The organism is Vibrio sp. T13N (assembly GCF_032970445.1).
In the GTDB taxonomy this organism is placed as follows: Bacteria; Pseudomonadota; Gammaproteobacteria; order Enterobacterales; family Vibrionaceae; genus Vibrio; species Vibrio diabolicus.
In genome coordinates this window covers 1-19,316 of the sequence record NZ_JAWJYE010000021.1, presented here as the reverse complement: position 1 = coordinate 19,316, position 19,316 = coordinate 1, and the positions used below count along the sequence as shown (strand labels likewise).

The window sequence follows — 19,316 nt, the reverse complement described above, 5'->3', positions numbered from 1 at the left end:
GAGAAAAATGTGGGCTTCGACCATTGTTGAGAATCGTGAAGAGCGTAATATGAACCTTGTCGGAAGGATGCTGACACGGAACAGGAAACACCACGGATTTGGTGAACTTCAGGAAGAAGAAACGGGTATTCAGGATGAATAGTCGGGCATGGATTGCAAAACTGGACATTGAACGGAATCAATAGCAACTAGGACGGTTGCTACTAAGGACGGGAAATGGACACCTCTGGACGAGGAAAGGACTGAACATCAGGATGATGTCATGGACACCGCTCAGGGAACAAGTGATGAGAGCTAACGAGGATGGTTAGCAGACCAGGATAAGGTCAAGGACACCGCTAGGAAGGCGACGAAAGGATTAAGCTGAAGGAATGCAGCACGCTATCAAGGATTTGATGCATGGAGCACTTTTAGTAGCTGGATTGCTGCGAGTAAGACTATAACCCCGACGGGCGTAAGCCCTCGGGGTTTTTCTTTGTCTAAAGATAAGCGATTTAGACCAAGAGCCTTTTCGAATAGCGTCATTTAGCTCCCTATCTTTCAGCATTTTGTTGATTCAAAACAGCCAAAACAGAAAGAGCCACCGAAGCAGCTCCTATGTTCATTTTTTCACAAAGCCCTACAGCTTCTCCAGTCTCGCATAAGCGGTGACTAACCATTTAATGCCTTCACCATTGAAAGCAATCTGCACTCGGCTTTGTGGGCCACTGCCCTCAAAGTTGATGATCGTTCCTTCACCAAATTTCGGATGCATCACACGAGAACCTAGTGAAAAACCAGTCTCATTGAAGTTTTCTTTTACTGCGGTTTGGCTAAAACGTCCACTACTTGAAGGGCGACTCACTTGCGCCTTCATGCGCACTTCATCCAAACACGTTTCTGGTAATTCACGAATAAAGCGCGATGGTTTGTGGTATTTGTCCTGGCCATATAGGCGACGCATTTCCGCGTAAGTAATGTAGAGCTTTTGCATCGCGCGCGTCATACCCACATAACACAGACGGCGCTCTTCTTCTAAGCGCCCTGCCTCTTCAGCGGACATCTGGCTTGGGAACATACCTTCTTCCACACCGACCATGAATACCAATGGGAATTCCAAACCTTTCGCACTGTGCAGCGTCATCAGTTGGACTGCATCTTCAAATTCGTCCGCCTGACCTTCGCCCGCTTCCAGAGCCGCATGCGTTAAAAATGCCGTCAGCAGAGACATTTCTTCCGCTTCTTCTGGTTTTTCGAATTGGCGAGTGGCGGTAACCAGCTCCTCCAAGTTTTCTATGCGAGCTTTAGACTTTTCGCCCTTCTCTTGCTCATACATCGCAAACAAACCCGAGTACTTGATCACGTGGTCCGTTTGCTCGTGCAATGGCATTTCTAGTGTATCGTCTTCCAGCGCGGTGATTAATTCGACAAAACGACTTAACGCGCCAGCTGCTCGACCCGTTAATACTTGCTCATCGAGCATTGCCAGACTGGCTTCCCACATGGTGCACCCTCTATCACGAGCTGCACGACGGATAGTCTCAAGCGTCTTATCACCCAGACCACGGGTTGGGGTATTCACGACACGTTCAAACGCGGCATCATCATTGCGATTCGCCATCAAACGCAAGTAGCTCAACGCATCTCTGATTTCTTGACGCTCGAAGAATCGCATGCCTCCGTAAATACGGTACGGTAAGCCTGCCTGAATTAATGCTTCTTCCAAAACACGAGATTGCGCGTTGTTACGATACAGCATCGCAGCATCATTCAATGCGCCGCCATTCTCTTGCCACTCTTTGATTTTATTGACCGCAAAGCGCGCTTCATCAAGCTCGTTATAAGCGCTGTAAACCGAGATCGGCTCTCCCACATTGCCATCCGTCCACAGCTCTTTACCCATGCGTTCAGTGTTGTTCGCAATCAAGGTATTGGACGCTTCAAGAATCGTCTTCGTCGAACGATAGTTTTGTTCGAGACGGATGGTGTTCACGCTCGGAAACTCCAGCGTGAACTTCTCAATGTTCTCGACTTTTGCACCGCGCCAACCATAAATTGACTGGTCGTCGTCACCTACAATCATCACGTGACAATCTGGGCCAGCCATCATGCGTAGCCAAGCGTATTGAATGTTGTTGGTGTCTTGGAATTCGTCAACCAAGATATGCTTAAAGCGTGCTTGGTAGTGTTCACGCACAAACTTGTTGTCACGCAGTAGCTCATGCGCGCGCAGCAAAATTTCCGCAAAGTCCACTAAGCCAGCACGATCACACGCTTCTTGGTAAGCGGTATACAGCTGCAAATAAGTTTTGGTCACTGGATCGTGATAAGCGTCGATATGCGATGGGCGTAATCCTTCGTCCTTCTTACCATTAATCCACCATGAAACTTGGCGTGCAGGCCACTGCTTTTCATCCAAGTTTTGCGCTTTGATCAAACGCTTTAACAAGCGCTGCTGATCATCGCTGTCTATGATTTGGAAATCTTCCGGTAGCTTGGCATCAAGATAGTGTGCACGCAAAATGCGGTGACAGATACCGTGGAAAGTCCCATTCCACATGCCAGATGCACTGCCCATCATCAACTCTTCAATACGACCACGCATTTCTGCTGCCGCTTTATTGGTGAAGGTGACCGACATGATCGAGAAAGGAGAAGCTTGCTCGACTGACATAAGCCAAGCGATACGGTGAACAAGAACGCGAGTCTTACCACTCCCTGCACCAGCAAGGACAAGTAAGTTTTCTAGAGGAGCTGCAACGGCTTCACGCTGTTTATCGTTTAGACCGTCGAGTAATAGAGATGGATCCATCATGATGAGCTACTGGTTATTTATACATAAAAACCGATTATAACCTAAACAGCTGGGTGCTGTTTAGACAAAACTTGATAAAAAATTCGTTGTTTTTTTAATCTTTCATTCAAAGAGTTAACGAAGGTAATCACCCCAAAACCATTCGCGAGAGTTATTTTTATGAAAGTTTTTCTGCCTCATCTCTATCTTTTAATTTAAGCAAGTGGATAAAGGTTGTACGCCAAACGGCGAATCGACTTGCCGAATGAAAGTAAAAGGAAATCACTCAGAGGAAATTATGATGAAAAAATCGAATCTTGCTGTTACTGCTGCTGTTACTGGACTTCTTGCTCTTGGTGGCACCATGCTCACCGCAGCCCCTGCTGTCGCAGCAGAAAAAGAAAAGTGTTATGGCGTGGCGAAAGCCGGTAAAAATGACTGCGCAACGAAAAACAGCTCTTGCGCGGGCACCTCTAAAGAAGACAACCAAAAAGATGCTTTTGTTGTCGTTCCTAAAGGATTGTGTGACAAATTGGCTGGCGGTAGCACCAGCGGCTCATAACTCAACATCACAAGTTTCTGTGGGGCGCGTTGCACTTTAACCAACGCCCCCAGTTACTCGCCAATCAGAAAAGGAGTTTCACGTGAAACATCACTCTTTCCATCCTCTTGCTGGCGTCGGATTACGTTCCCCTCATCTCGATTATTTTAGCCAACACAAACCTGAGCTGTCGTGGCTAGAAATCCACAGCGAGAACTACTTTCAGCCCAACTCAGTAGAGCGCCATCAACTACAAGCATTACGCGAGCACTACCACATCAGTTGCCACGGTATTGGTTTATCGCTGGGCTCGGTGGAACGTGTGAATACGAAACATTTAGCGCAACTAAAAGCATTGATAAATACAATTGACCCGCTCTTCGTCTCTGACCATTTAAGCTGGAGTGAAAATGGTGGTCACTACTTCAATGATCTACTTCCCTTGCCTTACACGGAAGAAGCGCTGCAAGTCTTCACTCGTAACGTGCTTGAAGTGCAAGAATACCTACAACGTGAAATCTTAATTGAGAATCCATCTAGTTATGTGAAGTTTCACCATTCAACCATCAGCGAATGGGATTTTCTTACCGAAGTGCAAAAGCGCACCGACTGTCGTTTATTACTCGACTTAAATAACGTATATGTTTCCGCCTTCAATCACGGTTTTGATTGCGACACATACCTAGATGCGATTCCAGCCGACAAAGTCGACGAGATTCATTTGGCAGGTTTTACTATTAAGACGTTGGATAAAGGTGAGATTTGGATTGATACTCATAGCCGTCCCGTCAGTGATGAAGTATGGCAGCTGTTCGTTAGTTGGACACAAAAACACGGCCCTCGCCATACGCTGATTGAATGGGATTTGGATATTCCTGCACCAGAAATACTTCTTGGCGAAGCAGAAAAAGCATCCTCACTATTGCAGAAAAATCATTTAATTGACCAAAAGAGCAAAAGGAAAGCGTCATGAAGCTTGCGACCTTGCAGAGTCAGTTTGCTAAAGCCCTACATTATCAAGCGCTCGGTGAAGAATGCGACATTGTGAGTGACAAGTTTACTGCAGATGAACGCATACAGATTTACCGCAATAACTTTATCATCAGCTTGAGTGAGATATTGGCAGCGACCTACCCAATGGTTGAAGCCTTAGTTGGAAAAGAGTGCTTCGATCAAATTGCTCGCCAACACGTACTTTCTCACCCCTTAGCTGAAGGTAATGTCGTACATTATGGTGCTAGCTTTCAAGATACGATTATGCAGTTTAGTCAGGTCATGACCCAAGCTCCGTACGCACCTGAAGTCGCAAGATTTGAATGGCATATGGACTTAGCTCGACAAATACAGAATGAGAAAGTCGAAAAACCAAATCGAATCCCTTTATCTGCACTTACCCAAGTGACGGAAGAACAACAACCTCAATTGGTGTTTCATTTGCTCACTGGCAGCCGCAGCTTTGACTCCAACTACGCCGTATTTGATCTCTTTCATGCGATTCAACACCAAGATTTTGAACAGCTCAATATCAATCAATTACAGCGAGGTGTCATCTCGATTCAAGCCAATGGAGAAGCTCAATGTCATGCACTCGATACCGATGTTTTTCAACTGCTGCAATGTTTAGAGCAGAAGCAGAGTTTGAGCGAAATACCCGAAGCTTTGCTCGTTCACCTTAATAGCATCATGGCACTCGATCTCGTTGACGGCTTTACATTGAAATCAATCTAAGGAGCACTCTATGACGAATACGGTTAAAAACTTAGTCAATCGGTACGACGACTTGATCAATACCTTACAAGCTGGCTTTGTCCCTTTACTACTTCTCTTTTGTCGCTTGTGGGTTGCATGGGTGTTCTTCAATTCAGGGTTAATCAAAGTTTCTTCTTGGGATAGCACGCTGTATCTATTCGAATTGGAATACCAAGTGCCACTTTTGCCTTGGGAGTTAGCGGCCTACATGGGAACGGCTGCCGAGTTAATTCTGCCAGTGTTTTTAGCGTTGGGATTAATTACCCGCCCGATGGCTGCGATTCTGTTTGTGTTCAATATCATCGCGGTCATCTCTTACCCGGTATTGTGGGAAAAAGGGTTCTATGACCATCAATTGTGGGGATTCATGATTTTAGTGGTCATCGTATGGGGACCGGGAGTTATCTCTATTGACCATGTTATAAAGAACAAGTTGACGCGATAAAAAAATCCCCGCAGTGGCGGGGACTTTTTATTGTTTATTTAAGTAAGCAAGAAGCTCATCAGCTGAGATGCCCTGTTGAGCAAGATCTTTTGCCAACAGCTCAACTTGTTCACCTTTGCGCGACTCAATCACTTGCTGGAATTGGTACACGATATCACGCAAAATTGGCAGAGGTACTTGTTTAGCCGCACTACGAATACGCTCGGAGCTTTGATTACCCAGCTCATTAAGCAACTTGCCAAACATCACCTTTTCTGGTGAATCTTCCATTTGCTCTAGAATACGAGCCATTTCATACGTGGTTAACGACATTACTTTTTGAGTTCCGTTATGGTGTCAGGAAAAGTCTGAACGACAAATATACACGCCTTACTTACATTGGAAAATACTAAATTACACTGATTTACGCTTTCGCAAAGCTTGAATGCCAGTTCTTACCTGCTTTTGTAAACAGAACCACTAACGCAGGCAATAGAACCCACATATGAATTGCGATCAGTGTTTGAGGTTCCAAAGATAAACGCTGCAACGTACCAACCAACAAACCAGAGCCACTCATTTGGAACAACCCAAGCAGTGCAGCTGCCGTACCCGCCTTATCACCAAACGGTTCTAATGCTTTCCCTGCTGCTGCACCCAGAATGAATGCAAAACCCACTGACGACATGAAAATAGGTAGCATAAAAGAAAGCGCGGTATTCTGACCATTCATCACTAGCATGATCACACCTGCGAGGCCCAGAGTCGAGATCCCCGTAACTAAGGTGTTGTGCGTGCCAACGCGCTCCATAAACTTAGGTGCAAGCATACAAGCCGCAATATTGATCACTGCATTTACACCAAACCAGAAGGTGAACTCATTCATCGACAACCCCATCCCTGTCATCAATACCGATGGCGCCGAGGTGACATACGCGAGAATAACCGCCATTGCCATTAAACACAGTGAAGCATGGAAGACAAAAGATGGCGTACTAAGCACTGCCCAATAACGGCTGAGCTTAAACACGGCTTGCTTTTCCGTTGATGGGTTGGTCTCTTTCATCATGAAAAACATCAATGAACCGGACACAACGGCAAAGCCAGCCATAAAGCTGAAGTTAGCTCGCCAATCAAATTGCTGAGTTAACCAACTACCTAGAATTGGAGCTAATGCCGGAATAAAACAAATCGCGCCGTTAAGATAGCTGATCATTTTGCCGCTTTTTTCCGGGCCAAAGATATCGCGAACTGTTGCAAAGGCTGCTACCGATGTCGCACACGCACCTAAGCCTTGTAGCAGTCGGGAAACCAACATCCATTCAATATTTTGAGCACTCCACGCCAATAAAGCGCTCATCGCATAGATAGTGATACCGCCCAATGCAACAGTTCGACGTCCGAGTTTATCTGCCAAAGGGCCAGCAAACAGTTGCCCGACACCCATCGCAAATAAGAACCAAGTGATCGTGTCTTGTGCTAGCGCATTATCGACCTGAAAAGTGGAAGCAATAAGAGGTAAAGCAGGTAGATAAATATCAATCGCAAGAGGACTGAAAAGAACCAAAAGGGTCAATAACGCCATCTGTTTTTTACTATTAGAAAACTGGCTAGGCACACAACACTCCGAATTGGATAAAGAACTTTGGATAGAGCTTAATCATCTGATGATATGAATGGAAATGATGTATAATCATGAGCATTATTCCTTAGAGGAAATTCACCGTGAACGTCGAAAAACTGGCTCGTATCGATTTAAATCTATTGGTCTGTTTTAAAGTTTTGATAGAAGAGTTAAATGTCACCCGAGCCGCCCACCGACTGTGCTTGAGTCAGTCTGCCGTGAGCAAATCACTGGCTAAACTGCGCATCCAATTTGATGACCCACTTTTCACCCGAAACTCGCATGGATTAACACCAACACCGCGCGCTTTGTTTCTTAAACCTAAACTGGATCTGTTGATAAACCAGTTAGAAGTACTGACTCAACCAGAAGAGTTCTCTCCACAAAGTAGCGAATACCGTTTTCAAATAGCAGCGGTTGAAAGTGTTTACCCTCTGATTCTACCCCATTTCTTACCGGCGATTTTTCAGCAAGCCCCTGGGGTGACGATCAGCACTCACCCTTGGTCCGATAATACTTTTAAAATGCTGCAACGTGGCGAGCTAGACTTAGGCTTAACTGGAAAAGATATCGATATTAATGATGCCAAGCTGACTCTGCTGCCACCCGATGACATATGCGAACTGGAAATTTATCGAGATCACCAGATGTGTATTATTCGCAAAAATCACCCAGCATTAAAACAGCCTTGGAACCTCGAAGCGTATCTCGCCCTGCGTCACGTACAAGTGCGTTGTGACGGCAACGACCGTTGGCTGTTAGATTATCGCCTTGCCGATATTGGAGCCGACCGCGATATTGCCGTCACCGTTCCGGACTTTAATAGTGCCGCAAGTTTATGTTCCTACACTGACTTTATTTTTACCGCCCCAAGCCATTTTGTGCAGCTCGCTGCTAAACAGCTTGATTTGGTCGTACTACCACTCCCACTAGAATTTCCACCTATGGCTTACACTTTATTCTGGCACCGAGACAGAGAAAACGACCCTGCATTGGGTTGGCTACGTACGATGATCACACAAAAAACCGATCACCTTAGATAAAAATACCGCTCTCAATTTGCGCTTAGCGGGTAAAATGAGTAGCTTAACTGTCGTAGTCCTTTTTGGCTCATCTATGGCCTAGTTGTACTCCGACTCAACCTAAGTCATTGCAAACTTGCGTTGATCATAAACTGCATGAAGCAGAAGGAAACAGCTCCCACACCTGAGCATGAAGGAGCGGTAATTTGAAGGAATAAAACAGATGCACAACGAAACTCTCAGCCGCGTGAATGCGATTCGCGAATGGCTTGTACAACATAATATTGATGCCCTACTGGTTCCGCACGAGGACGAGTATTTGGGTGAATACGTCCCAGCGCACAACGAGCGCTTACATTGGTTAACAGGCTTTACAGGCTCTGCTGGTGCCGCCGTCATCACCAAAGACAAAGCCGCTATCTTTGTTGATGGCCGCTATACCGTTCAAGTCACCAAACAAGTCCCTGGTGACCTATTTGAATATCGTCACCTTATTGAAGAACCAGCTTTAGATTGGGTTCTAGACAACCTGCCAACAAACGCATCTGTCGCAATTGATCCTCGTATGCACAGCTCAGCTTGGCTAGACATGGCACAAGCTAAACTGGCTGGAAAGCTTGAGCTAAATATTCTGACCAACAACCCAATTGATGAGTTGTGGCATGACCGCCCAGCGCCTGTTGTCTCTGATGTTCGCCTGATGCCAACAGAAGCCGTCGGTCAATCAAGTGAGAGTAAGCGTCAAGAGATCGCCCAACTGGTAAAAAAAGCGGGTGCAGATAGCGCTGTGATCACAGCATTAGATTCTATTTGTTGGCTGCTGAATGTACGTGGTTTGGATGTATCACGCCTACCAGTTCTGCTTTCTCACGCGATTCTGCATGCCGACTCAACCGTTGAATACTTCCTCGATCCTGCTCGTCTACCTGCTGATTTTGACGCTCACGTAGGCACCGGTGTGACGGTTCACCACCCAGAAGCACTTCAATCTCGCCTTGAAGCCATGACAGGTAAAAAGGTATTAGTTGACCCTGCAATCAGTAACGCTTGGTTTAAGCTAGTACTACAAAACTCTGGTGCGTCCGTGATTGCAGCAGCAGACCCATGTCTGATGCCAAAAGCGGCGAAGAACTCGGTTGAAATTGCCGGTATGAAGGCGTGTCATATCCGCGATGGCGTGGCAATGAGCAAGTTCCTATGTTGGTTAGATGCGGAAGTTGCTGCTGGTAACCTGCATGACGAAGCGACATTAGCAGACAAACTGGAAGCATTTCGTAGCGAAGACCCTACGCTAATGGATCTCAGCTTCGATACCATTTCAGCGGCAGGCGGCAACGCGGCCATGTGTCACTACAATCACGAGAACCAACCTGAACCTGGTAAGTTAGAACTGAACACGCTTTACCTTGTGGACTCAGGCGGTCAGTACCTCGATGGCACTACCGACATCACGCGTACTATCGCGATTGGTCAACCTTCTTCAGAAATGAAGAAGCAATTTACGTTGGCGCTGAAAGGTCATATTGGCGTTGCTCGAGCTCGTTTCCCTAAAGGCACACGTGGTTACCAAATCGATACTCTAGCTCGTCAGCACCTATGGGCGGAAGGTTACGATTACGATCACGGTACTGGTCACGGTGTTGGTCACTTCCTAAGTGTTCATGAAGGTCCAGCGAGCATTTCGAAAAAGCAAATCGACGTGCCTCTAACAGAAGGTATGGTGCTATCCAACGAGCCAGGTTACTACCGTGCAGATGCGTTTGGTATCCGTATTGAAAACCTAGAGCTTGTTGTTGAAACCCCAACTAACGGTGACTTCCCTGTTCTGTCATTTGAGTCACTAACACGCTGCCCAATCGACAAACGCAACATCAATGTTGATATGTTAACTCGTCCAGAACTTGCTTGGCTGAATGATTACCACCAGAAAGTATGGGATGAGATCAGCCCGCTGGTTGAAGGTGATGTGAAAGAGTGGCTTCGTCAGGCAACGCTACCTGTAGCACACAGCTAGAAGCTAGAAAAAATAGAGGGTTGATGTTTTGCATCAACCCTCTATTTTTTCCTATGTTTCACGTGAAACATAGCGATGATCAGTGGCTTTATTTGTTGCTTATCCAGAATACGCCGAGTGCCAATCTCGCCATACAGGGTCAAAGCCTTTGGCTCTAATCATATCTTCCACAGAACTAGCACTTCGCTCATCACTGATCTCAAACTGCTCGAGCTCAACATCATCCATCGCATAACCACCCGGCTGAGTTTTCGATGCTGCAGATATACTGGTAATGCCTAAAGCCAATGCGTTGTCTCTAAACTTCGGTGACTCACGAGTCGATAATGACAACTCCACTTCTGGATTCAACAAACGATAAGCGCAAATCAACTGAACAAGCTGCTTATCCGTCATTACTGATTTGGGTTGGAGCGCGCCCTCACAAGGACGCAAACGTGGGAAAGAAATTGAGTAACGAGTCTGCCAATACGTGCGCTCAAGATAGTCCAGGTGCGCTGCCACATAAAAACAATCTGTACGCCACTCTTCCAATCCTATCAAAGCGCCAATACCGATCTTATCGATGCCCGCTTTTGCAAGACGATCGGGTGTATCCAATCGGTATTCGAAATCCATCTTATTGCCACGTAAATGGTGCTCAGCATAAGTCGAAGGATGATACGTTTCTTGATAAACCATCACCGCATCCAAACCCAATGTCTTGAGCTCTGCGTATTCGTCTTGATCTAGCGGCTGCACTTCCATCGCCAAATAATTAAAGCGTTGCTTAATCATCGGAACCATTTCGCGGAAGTATTTCATGCCCACTTTGGTTTCGTGTTCGCCAGTCACCAGCAATACGCTATCAAACTTCATGCGTTTAATGGCTTCAACTTCTGCTGCCACTTCGTTCCGATTCAAGGTACGACGCTTGATTCTGTTCTCCATCGAGAAGCCACAATAAGTACAAGCATTGGCGCACAAGTTAGAAAGGTACAGTGGAATGTAAAGCGACATGGTATTACCAAAACGCTTGCGAGTTGCCGAGTATGACAGCTGCGCCATTTGCTCTAAGTACGCTTCTGCCGCCGGTGAAATTAGCGCCTTAAAATCTTCCAAATCACGCTTGGATTTATTCAATGCTCGCTCAACATCTTGTGCTGTTTTCGCATAGATCGACATCGAAATGTCATCCCAATTAAACTGCTTAAATTGCTCAACGAAGCTCATGTTTTCCTCGCTTAATAGCTAATCAACCTAGAACTAAAGCTCATCTAGGAATGACGTCAGTGGACTCGACGCAACCGCATGAGAAACCTTACCTGCAAGTCCGGCTTCATAAGCCATACGCCCCGACTCTACCGCCAGCTTAAATGCCTTCGCCATCGCAACGGGATCGCTCGAAGCTGCAATCGCAGTATTGACGAGCACGGCATCCGCGCCCATTTCCATCGCACGCGCGGCATGTGAAGGAGCACCAATACCCGCATCAACAACGACAGGAACATTAGCTTGGTCGATAATGATCTCTAGGAAGTCGTGAGAAACTATCCCTTTATTGGAACCGATCGGCGCACCTAATGGCATGACTGCAGCACAGCCTACTTCTTCCAATCGTTTACACAGAACCGGGTCAGCATGACAATAAGGAAGCACAATGAAGCCTTCACGAACCAGTTGCTCAGCGGCTGCTAGTGTCTCAATAGGATCGGGCATCAAGTACTTCGGGTCTGGATGAATTTCCAGTTTTAACCAGTTAGTACCTAACGCTTCTCTCGCCAGTTGTGCAGCAAACACAGCATCTTTAGCATTCTTTGCACCTGAAGTGTTCGGCAATAAGTTCACCCCAGCTTGTACTAACGGCAGCAAAATATCGTCTTGTTGGTCGTTCACATCCACACGCTTCAACGCCATGGTCGCAAGTTGACAACCCGACACTTGAATCGCTTCTGCCATTAGTCGGCTGTTGGCAAACTTCCCTGTTCCTGTGAACAGTCTAGATTCGAATTGTTTATCACCAATTTTAAGCATCGACTTTAACCCCCTGCGATCGCTTGAAACAAAGAGATGCTATCTCCCTGTGAAAGAACTGTGCTAGCCCACTCACTGCGCGGCACAACATGGTTATTAATTGCAAAAACACAGCCCATTTCAGGCAGCGCAAATTGACTAATGATTTGCTGTAGATTCGACTCACTGGCAACTTGATGTGACTGGTCATTGATCACAATAGTGATCACATCTAGGTCAGCAGCGGTCATTTGTGTTGTTTGTTGTTCTGATAACGTCATTGCTTCCAACTCTCTTAATTCTGCCCATTACTCGTAAGCTAAACTTGAGCACACACTTGGCACTGTTTGTCTTTGCTTATCGCCATGATTTGCCATTGCATTTTCAATCCATCAAACAGATGTAACTTGGCAGTCTCGACATGAAACGCTCCCGTCGCCAGTTTTTGAATTGCTGCTATCGCTTGGTAGTTGCCAAGTGTGCCCACCACCGGACCGACGACACCGCTCTCACTGCACTTTTGCGTTTGCGGTAATTCGTCGAACGGATACAAACAGCGGTAACAGGCTTTACTCTGCGCTTCTTGTTCACTTGATGTTTGGTAATCAAAAACAGCGAATTGCCCTTGCCAACCAATTGCCGCCGCCGAGATGAGCGGCGTATTTTGCTCGAAACAAACTTGGTTAATTAACTGGCGCGTTGGCATGTTATCGGTGCAGTCGAGCACCACATCCGCTAGCATCACCTCAAGCTGTAACTGCGCTTTGTCTAATCGCTTATTGAGAGCACGAATTTGAACCATAGAATTAAGTTCAGTGAGTTGCTTTACAGTGGCTTTTGTTTTCGCAACTTGGAGGTCTTGTTCACGATAAATGATCTGACGTTGTAGGTTACTGCTATCAACTTCATCGTCATCAACCACAACCAATTTACCAACACCCGCTGATGCCAAGTACAAACTCGCTGCGCTTCCTAACCCACCACAGCCGATGATCAGCACGTGCGATTTACTCAAACGCTCTTGCCCACCTTCAGCTATTTCAGGCAAAGCGACTTGGCGTTGATAGCGAAGGAACTGCTTATCCGTGAGCATGCTCGCCTCTCTTGGTATCCGCTAATTCACTATTCTGATCAGTAAACATTAGCTGTCTTTCCTTCATCAGTTGTGCAAAAAACTCGATAACGGACTGAGGTGATTCTGCCAAGGTAATAGCACGCACGACTGCCAAGCTAGAAACGCCCGTTTGCCAAACTTGGTCAGCATTAGATTGGTCGATGCCACCGATCGCGATCGTCGGAAAACCAAGCACGTCGCCACTAACGGCTTTGTCTTTTGAAGGACGGCAAGCCGACTCTTTGTTTCCGTAAGGAATGCTATCAATCAGCTTTTGATACAGTGCCAAGCGCACCAAACCTTGTGGTTTCGATGGCATCTGTTTTGTGGTGGTTGGGAAAATATGCCCTAGAGCGATGTAGCTAGGATGAATTTGTACGATACGCAGTAACTCATAATAACCATGAGTAGAAAGACCAAGACGAATACCCGCTTTAGCTAGCTGAGCCAAATTCGATTCTTCTATGTCTTCCTGCCCTAGGTGAACGCCATAAGCGCCATGTTTGATTGCCAACTGCCAATAGTCATTGATGAACACTTGCGCTTGATACTGACGACCTAGCTCAATTGCTCGAATGATCTGTTGTTCCAAATCGGCTTGTTGTGGGTTCTTGATTCGTAGTTGAATAGTGTTGATGCCTAGTGGCAGTAAACGCTCAATCCAAGCAACGTCATCAACGACTGGGTAGAGCCCTAGACTTTGCTTAGTTAGAGTTGGAAAGCTAACGCTCTCACCTTGCGCAGACCAACCAACTTGAATACCGAGTCGGTTATCTTCCAGTACTGGTGTGGGGAAATCATCAAATTGGTTAGCCCACTGAGTTGATTGTTCCTCGTAAAGGTTGTCATTCGATAGTGTTTCACGTGAAACATTCGCTTGTTGGGTTAGCATTCCTCGAGCAAGTGTTAACGCATCTTCGATAGGAAAATCGAGTACTGTCAGCGCTACTATCCCAGCAAGGTGATGTTCGGGATCGAACATTACGTTGGGTTTGGACTTAACGGAAAGCGCTCTCACTTCGTCGTTAAAGGGGTGACGCCAGATATCAAGCTGATGCACTTTCTCCTTTTTATCGGAAACCTGAGTATCAGCAATACCAATATAAATCGCTTTCGACGGTTGCTTAGCACACGCTTCTACCGACAAAGTAGAGCGGTAATAAAGCACAAATAAACTCTCATGTTCAGAGTCATATCCATCAATGAGATCAGTCGTTATGTGTGTGGTCTGTTGGTCGCGAACAAGCTGAATAGATTGAGTTGGGCTCACGCCCAACTCAATGTCTTCGATTATAAAACCCTGTTCTTTCGCCAACAACAAACATTGCTGAACTAAACCTGTCAGTTCAATCAATAATGATGACGGAATAAGGATTTTGCTCATTAGTCACTTACCTCGGCATGTGCTGCTGGGTGGTATAACTCAGAACCTGACTCTCTAAATTCTTGCGATTTCTGACGCATCCCCTCAAGAGGATCATCAAGCATTTTGATCGAGATAGCTTGGTCCGCAGCAACTTGCTCAGTATCTTTCGCGTATTCTCGAACCTCTTGCGAAATCTTCATCGAGCAGAACTTTGGTCCGCACATCGAACAGAAGTGAGCAACTTTTCCCGACTCTTGAGGCAAGGTTTCATCATGGAAAGCGCGCGCGGTTTCTGGGTCAAGTGACAAGTTGAATTGGTCTTCCCAGCGGAATTCAAAACGTGCTTTAGAAAGCGCGTTATCACGAACTTGTGCGCCAGGGTGCCCTTTAGCCAAATCAGCAGCGTGAGCAGCAAGCTTGTAAGTGATCATGCCTACCTTCACGTCTTCTTTGTTTGGTAAGCCAAGATGCTCTTTAGGTGTTACGTAACAAAGCATCGCACAGCCATACCAGCCAATCATGGCAGCGCCAATTCCTGACGTAATATGGTCGTAACCAGGAGCGACGTCTGTCGTCAGTGGACCAAGGGTGTAGAACGGAGCTTCATGGCAGTGCTCTAGCTGCTCTTCCATGTTCTCTTTGATCATGTGCATTGGAACATGGCCAGGACCTTCGATAATCACCTGTACGTCGTATTCCCACGCAACCTTAGTCAACTCACCAAGAGTACGAAGCTCCGCAAATTGCGCTTCGTCATTAGCATCGGCAACCGAACCAGGGCGCAGACCATCACCGAGAGAAAGTGCCACATCATACTTGGCACAGATTTCACAGATCTCTCGGAAGTGGGTGTATAAGAAGCTTTCTTGGTGATGCGCTAAACACCATTTCGCGATGATAGAACCACCACGAGAGACGATGCCAGTAACACGCTTTGCAGTCATTGGCACATAGCGAAGTAGTAAACCGGCATGGATAGTGAAGTAATCAACGCCCTGCTCTGCTTGCTCAATCAGAGTATCGCGCATCACTTCCCAGTTAAGGTTTTCGGCAACTCCATTCACTTTTTCCAGCGCTTGATACATAGGTACGGTACCGATCGGAACCGGGCTGTTACGCAGAATCCACTCGCGAGTTTCGTGGATGTTACGTCCAGTAGAGAGATCCATAACGGTATCCCCACCCCAGCGTGTCGCCCAAACGAGCTTCTCAACTTCTTCCTCAATCGAAGACGTCACCGATGAGTTACCGATATTGGCGTTCACTTTGACCAAAAAGTTACGTCCAATGATCATTGGTTCGGATTCTGGGTGGTTGATATTAGAAGGGATAATCGCGCGACCTTCGGCAACTTCTTTGCGAACAAACTCGGCGGTAATGTCTTTTGGAAGATTAGCTCCAAAGCTTTGACCAGGATGCTGTTGATTCAGCACATCATCACGGTACTTGGCACGACCCATGTTTTCACGCAGCGCGATGAATTCCATTTCTGGGGTGATAATACCTTTGCGAGCATAGTGCAGTTGAGTGACGCATTGCCCATCTTTGGCACGTCGAATACGTGGTAGATTACCGTAACGAAGATCGTCTAGTGTTTCGTCTTCTAAGCGTTCTTTGGTGTACACCGAGCTTACTTCATCGAGTAACTCTGTGTCACCTCGCTCTTCAATCCAGCTTTCTCTTAGCTTTGGTAAGCCGCTATAAAGGTCAATATCGTAGTTCGGATCAGTATAAACACCTGACGTATCGTAGACTCGGACGGCTTCATTCGGCTCGAAAATAGGCGCTTCTTTTGTGCCACCAATCAGACTATCTGCTAGCGCTATTTCACGCATAGGTACACGAACATCTGGACGTGAACCTTCTACATATACTTTTGTGGAATTTGGGTACGGCTGTACCGAGAGTGTTTCAATAAACTGTTTTGCTTCCAGTCTCGCTTGTTTGCGACTCGACATAGCATTTTTCCTTGCTTTGTTATACTAGATAAAAAGTAATTGGATAAAAATGCTTGGCGGATAGATGCGACAAGAGGAGTCAAATTAAGGCTAAATAAAGCTTAAGTAATTTGCCTATAACAACATTCGACTATTTGATAGGTCAACCAGAAAGAACTCCGGTATAAATATCTTCTCTTGTTCCCTTCGCAGATTCTAATCTGATCAGGTTCAACGGATCCCGAATTAACGGTCTCAGCCTTATGGCACTCCGACAAGTGATATCAGTATATAAAAACGGCCTGGTTAAACCAAGCCGACCTGTTTAATTTTTAACTACTTTGCTAGCTGCGCATCAATAATTGGAAACCGATCCACGCAGCAGAGATGCTCAGCACCACATTTAATAAAATATTTAACCCCATCTTAAAAAACGCACCTTGCTGCATAAGTAAAACATTATCCATAGAAAAGGTGGAAAACGTCGTCAGTGCCCCTAAAAAGCCCAAACCAATCACTTGTCGCCAAGGTTCTGTTGCCAACAGTTCATTGTCGAACGCAGCAATCAACAAGCCCATGATAAATGAACCAACCACATTAACAGTTAGCGTACCGTATGGAAAACCACGCCCCAATAAAATGACACACAGTTCAGATATCAAGTAACGAGAACACGCACCGAAAGCACCACCTAGTGCAATAAAACCAAGAATGGAAAACTGCCCCATAATTCCCCCAACACTATTGATGACGATATTGTAACCAAAACTAAAGCAATATTGATGGTGAAATTTTAGAATTCGACAACGTATTGCATTTAAAACACGCTGAGATTAAAAAAGTTACAGGAGTCACTTTACTTCAATATACCCCATCAAACCGGTTTTCATGTGCTCAATAACATGGCAGTGATACATCCAACGTCCAGGGTTGTTAGCAACAAAGGCAGCTTTGGCACTGCCATTTTTTCCAAGTAAAACCGTATCGGTATGGAACGGTTCGTCAAGTTTCTTGCCATCTAACTCAAGAACAGTAAATGTATGCCCATGAAGATGAATAGGATGATGATATTGAGTAACGTTCTTCAAATTGAAGATATAGGTTTTTCCAAGTTCCAATTTTGAAAGTGGTGCTGGGATATTATCTTTACTCATTCCCTCCCACGCTCGTTTGTTCATCAGCCAGAATTTAGGTATCGCTTTGCCCGATTTATCGGCAGGAGTGATCGCCCCCTCCCATTCAAACACATAATCGATTTGCTCCGCATTTTCCAAATCAAGATCAGGCACAGGGTTGAGAGGCAATAAAGGCAGTTTCTTGTTGCTTGGCAGGTCAGACTCAACAACTTCAAACTCACACAAAGAGAATGGGAAGCGCCCTTTCATTTGACGCACATAAACACGCTCTCCAGCCTTCGGAGCAATCAATCCGATATCCAATCTCATTCCCGGACCAATTTTGTGTTGAGTGAGCCTATAAGGCGTTTTAACTGGATTGCCATCGATAGCAACAACCCAAGCCTCTGTGCCTTCAATCGCGATCGGATAGGTAATGGTGTTATCGACATTAGCAATTCTTAATCGCGTAGTCGCGTTCTGCTCCAGCGTATAAACAGGCTCATGAATACCATTGACGCTACTCCACTCTCCTGGCGTTCCCATACGTGCACTCAAGCGTGGCACCATTAGGTTCTTCCACTGTCCTTGCTTGTCTAAATGCCAATGCTTGAGGACGACTTCATGCTCTTCATCAAACTGAACAGGCTCAGCCTCTTCAACAATTATTAGCCCAACCAACCCCATACCAAGCTGCTTAACGCTGTTCATGTGTGGGTGATACCAAAACGTACCTGCATCTGGCGGTGTAAATTCATAAACAAATGTTTCACCCGGCATGATAGGCGGCTGACTTAAGAAAGGTACACCATCCATTTCAATGGGGATTCGCAGGCCATGCCAGTGAATTGTAGTTGGCTCTGAAAGCTTGTTGGTAAATCGGATAATAACTTTCTCACCTTGGCGACAGCGAATCGTAGGCGCTGGAATCGAACCATTAAACGCGAGTACGTCTGTGTTAAACCCTGGGACCAATTCTGCAGTAGAAGGCTCTGCAGTGATATCGTATATATGTTGCCCCTTATTAGTACTCCGAGATAGAGAACATGCAGGTAGAACGGTAAGCGCGGAGATTGCTAAGGATGATTGAAGGAAGCGTCGACGAGATATATCCATACATAGTTACCCATTAATCCAGATCGGTTGAGTGTAACTAAATATAAATAATGATTCTCAATTATTACTAACATTTCGGAGCACTTGCTTATAACGAATAGTCTAATTGGTTGGTGAGTCCGAGTAGCTAATAAATACTTATAAAGAACAGCAGGTAGCAGAAAGGCGTATAGGTAGGATGAGAGGACACATGCATAGTGGCAAGCAGATACAAAAAAGGCTCTGACCTAAGTCAGAGCCTTGATATATGGCAGGGGTGGAGAGATTCGAACTCCCAACACGCGGATTTGGAATCCGCTGCTCTGCCAATTGGAGCTACACCCCTGTAGAATTCTTATATTCTAGATTTGACAAAACCTCGCATGGGCGAGGTTGTCGATATTAAGTGGCGGAGTGGACGGGACTCGAACCCGCGACCCCCGGCGTGACAGGCCGGTATTCTAACCAACTGAACTACCACTCCGCAGTGGTATCACTCGCTTGTAATCAGCAAGTGTCCAAAATTTAAAGCCTGGCGATGTCCTACTCT

17 protein-coding genes, 2 tRNA genes and 1 riboswitch are annotated in these 19,316 nt (G+C 46.0%); of the genes, 6 read left to right on the top strand and 13 right to left on the bottom strand.

Annotated features, from left to right (window positions below; all coding sequences use genetic code 11):
• Positions 1 to 619 precede the first annotated feature (619 nt).
• Positions 620 to 2,794: a DNA helicase II gene (gene uvrD / locus R2S67_RS21385; protein ID WP_005397027.1), complete on the bottom strand. Its 2,175-nt coding sequence runs from the start codon at positions 2,792 to 2,794 to the stop codon at positions 620 to 622.
• A gap of 280 nt (positions 2,795 to 3,074) precedes the next feature.
• Between uvrD and R2S67_RS21380 the strand changes: the two genes are divergently transcribed.
• The 4 genes from R2S67_RS21380 (at position 3,075) to R2S67_RS21365 (ending at position 5,508) form a co-directional block, all read left to right on the top strand.
• Complete coding sequence (locus tag R2S67_RS21380) at positions 3,075 to 3,335, top strand: DUF2282 domain-containing protein (RefSeq protein WP_031780600.1); 261 nt, start codon at positions 3,075 to 3,077, stop codon at positions 3,333 to 3,335.
• A gap of 82 nt (positions 3,336 to 3,417) precedes the next feature.
• The gene (locus tag R2S67_RS21375; protein ID WP_046874566.1) at positions 3,418 to 4,287 is read left to right on the top strand and encodes a DUF692 domain-containing protein; all 870 of its coding nucleotides are present in this window, start codon (positions 3,418 to 3,420) and stop codon (positions 4,285 to 4,287) included.
• Positions 4,284 to 5,042: a DNA-binding domain-containing protein gene (locus tag R2S67_RS21370; protein ID WP_301576651.1), complete on the top strand. Its 759-nt coding sequence runs from the start codon at positions 4,284 to 4,286 to the stop codon at positions 5,040 to 5,042. The genes R2S67_RS21375 and R2S67_RS21370 overlap by 4 nt, the downstream gene beginning before the upstream one ends.
• 10 nt (positions 5,043 to 5,052) lie before the next feature.
• The gene (locus tag R2S67_RS21365) at positions 5,053 to 5,508 is read left to right on the top strand and encodes a DoxX family protein (protein ID WP_012841278.1); all 456 of its coding nucleotides are present in this window, start codon (positions 5,053 to 5,055) and stop codon (positions 5,506 to 5,508) included.
• Between the two features lie 27 nt (positions 5,509 to 5,535).
• Here the strand turns inward: R2S67_RS21365 and R2S67_RS21360 are convergent, their stop codons facing one another.
• Together R2S67_RS21360 and R2S67_RS21355 are read right to left on the bottom strand one after the other, a co-directional pair.
• Positions 5,536 to 5,820: a hypothetical protein gene (locus R2S67_RS21360; RefSeq protein ID WP_005397034.1), complete on the bottom strand. Its 285-nt coding sequence runs from the start codon at positions 5,818 to 5,820 to the stop codon at positions 5,536 to 5,538.
• A gap of 91 nt (positions 5,821 to 5,911) precedes the next feature.
• Positions 5,912 to 7,072, bottom strand: a complete 1,161-nt coding sequence (locus R2S67_RS21355) for a multidrug effflux MFS transporter (RefSeq protein WP_031780601.1) — start codon at positions 7,070 to 7,072, stop codon at positions 5,912 to 5,914.
• Between the two features lie 140 nt (positions 7,073 to 7,212).
• On the opposite strand from R2S67_RS21355, the gene R2S67_RS21350 reads away from it, so the two are divergent.
• Positions 7,213 to 8,154, top strand: a complete 942-nt coding sequence (locus tag R2S67_RS21350) for a LysR family transcriptional regulator (RefSeq protein WP_006743068.1) — start codon at positions 7,213 to 7,215, stop codon at positions 8,152 to 8,154.
• Positions 8,155 to 8,356: 202 nt separating this feature from the next.
• Positions 8,357 to 10,147 carry an aminopeptidase P family protein gene (locus tag R2S67_RS21345; RefSeq protein ID WP_317346996.1) on the top strand — a complete coding sequence of 597 codons (1,791 nt, stop codon included), beginning with the start codon at positions 8,357 to 8,359 and terminating at the stop codon, positions 10,145 to 10,147.
• A gap of 99 nt (positions 10,148 to 10,246) precedes the next feature.
• On the opposite strand, the gene thiH is transcribed toward R2S67_RS21345, so the two are convergent.
• The 10 genes from thiH to R2S67_RS21295 form a co-directional block, all read right to left on the bottom strand.
• Complete coding sequence (thiH, locus tag R2S67_RS21340) at positions 10,247 to 11,359, bottom strand: 2-iminoacetate synthase ThiH (protein WP_317346995.1); 1,113 nt, start codon at positions 11,357 to 11,359, stop codon at positions 10,247 to 10,249.
• Between the two features lie 33 nt (positions 11,360 to 11,392).
• Positions 11,393 to 12,160, bottom strand: coding sequence for a thiazole synthase (locus R2S67_RS21335; RefSeq protein WP_104974679.1), 768 nt, complete (start codon positions 12,158 to 12,160; stop codon positions 11,393 to 11,395).
• Positions 12,161 to 12,165: 5 nt separating this feature from the next.
• Entirely contained in the window at positions 12,166 to 12,420 is a 255-nt protein-coding gene (gene thiS, locus R2S67_RS21330) for a sulfur carrier protein ThiS (RefSeq protein WP_054868329.1), read from the bottom strand.
• A gap of 38 nt (positions 12,421 to 12,458) precedes the next feature.
• Positions 12,459 to 13,232, bottom strand: a complete 774-nt coding sequence (locus R2S67_RS21325) for a HesA/MoeB/ThiF family protein (protein WP_317346993.1) — start codon at positions 13,230 to 13,232, stop codon at positions 12,459 to 12,461.
• Positions 13,219 to 14,637, bottom strand: a complete 1,419-nt coding sequence (locus R2S67_RS21320) for a thiamine phosphate synthase (protein WP_317346992.1) — start codon at positions 14,635 to 14,637, stop codon at positions 13,219 to 13,221. Before R2S67_RS21320 ends, R2S67_RS21325 begins: the two co-directional genes overlap by 14 nt.
• Positions 14,637 to 16,577: a phosphomethylpyrimidine synthase ThiC gene (thiC, locus tag R2S67_RS21315; protein ID WP_005397069.1), complete on the bottom strand. Its 1,941-nt coding sequence runs from the start codon at positions 16,575 to 16,577 to the stop codon at positions 14,637 to 14,639. The genes R2S67_RS21320 and thiC overlap by 1 nt, the downstream gene beginning before the upstream one ends.
• A 164-nt stretch (positions 16,578 to 16,741) precedes the next feature.
• Positions 16,742 to 16,840, bottom strand: a riboswitch (TPP riboswitch).
• A gap of 60 nt (positions 16,841 to 16,900) precedes the next feature.
• On the bottom strand, positions 16,901 to 17,284 hold the full coding sequence (crcB, locus tag R2S67_RS21310; protein WP_005397071.1) for a fluoride efflux transporter CrcB: 384 nt from the start codon (positions 17,282 to 17,284) through the stop codon (positions 16,901 to 16,903).
• Positions 17,285 to 17,407: 123 nt separating this feature from the next.
• The gene (locus tag R2S67_RS21305; protein WP_317346991.1) at positions 17,408 to 18,787 is read right to left on the bottom strand and encodes a multicopper oxidase family protein; all 1,380 of its coding nucleotides are present in this window, start codon (positions 18,785 to 18,787) and stop codon (positions 17,408 to 17,410) included.
• Between the two features lie 248 nt (positions 18,788 to 19,035).
• Positions 19,036 to 19,112, bottom strand: a tRNA-Trp gene (locus R2S67_RS21300).
• A 61-nt stretch (positions 19,113 to 19,173) separates the two neighbouring features.
• Positions 19,174 to 19,250 (bottom strand) — tRNA-Asp (locus R2S67_RS21295).
• Between the last annotated feature and the right edge of the window lie 66 nt (positions 19,251 to 19,316).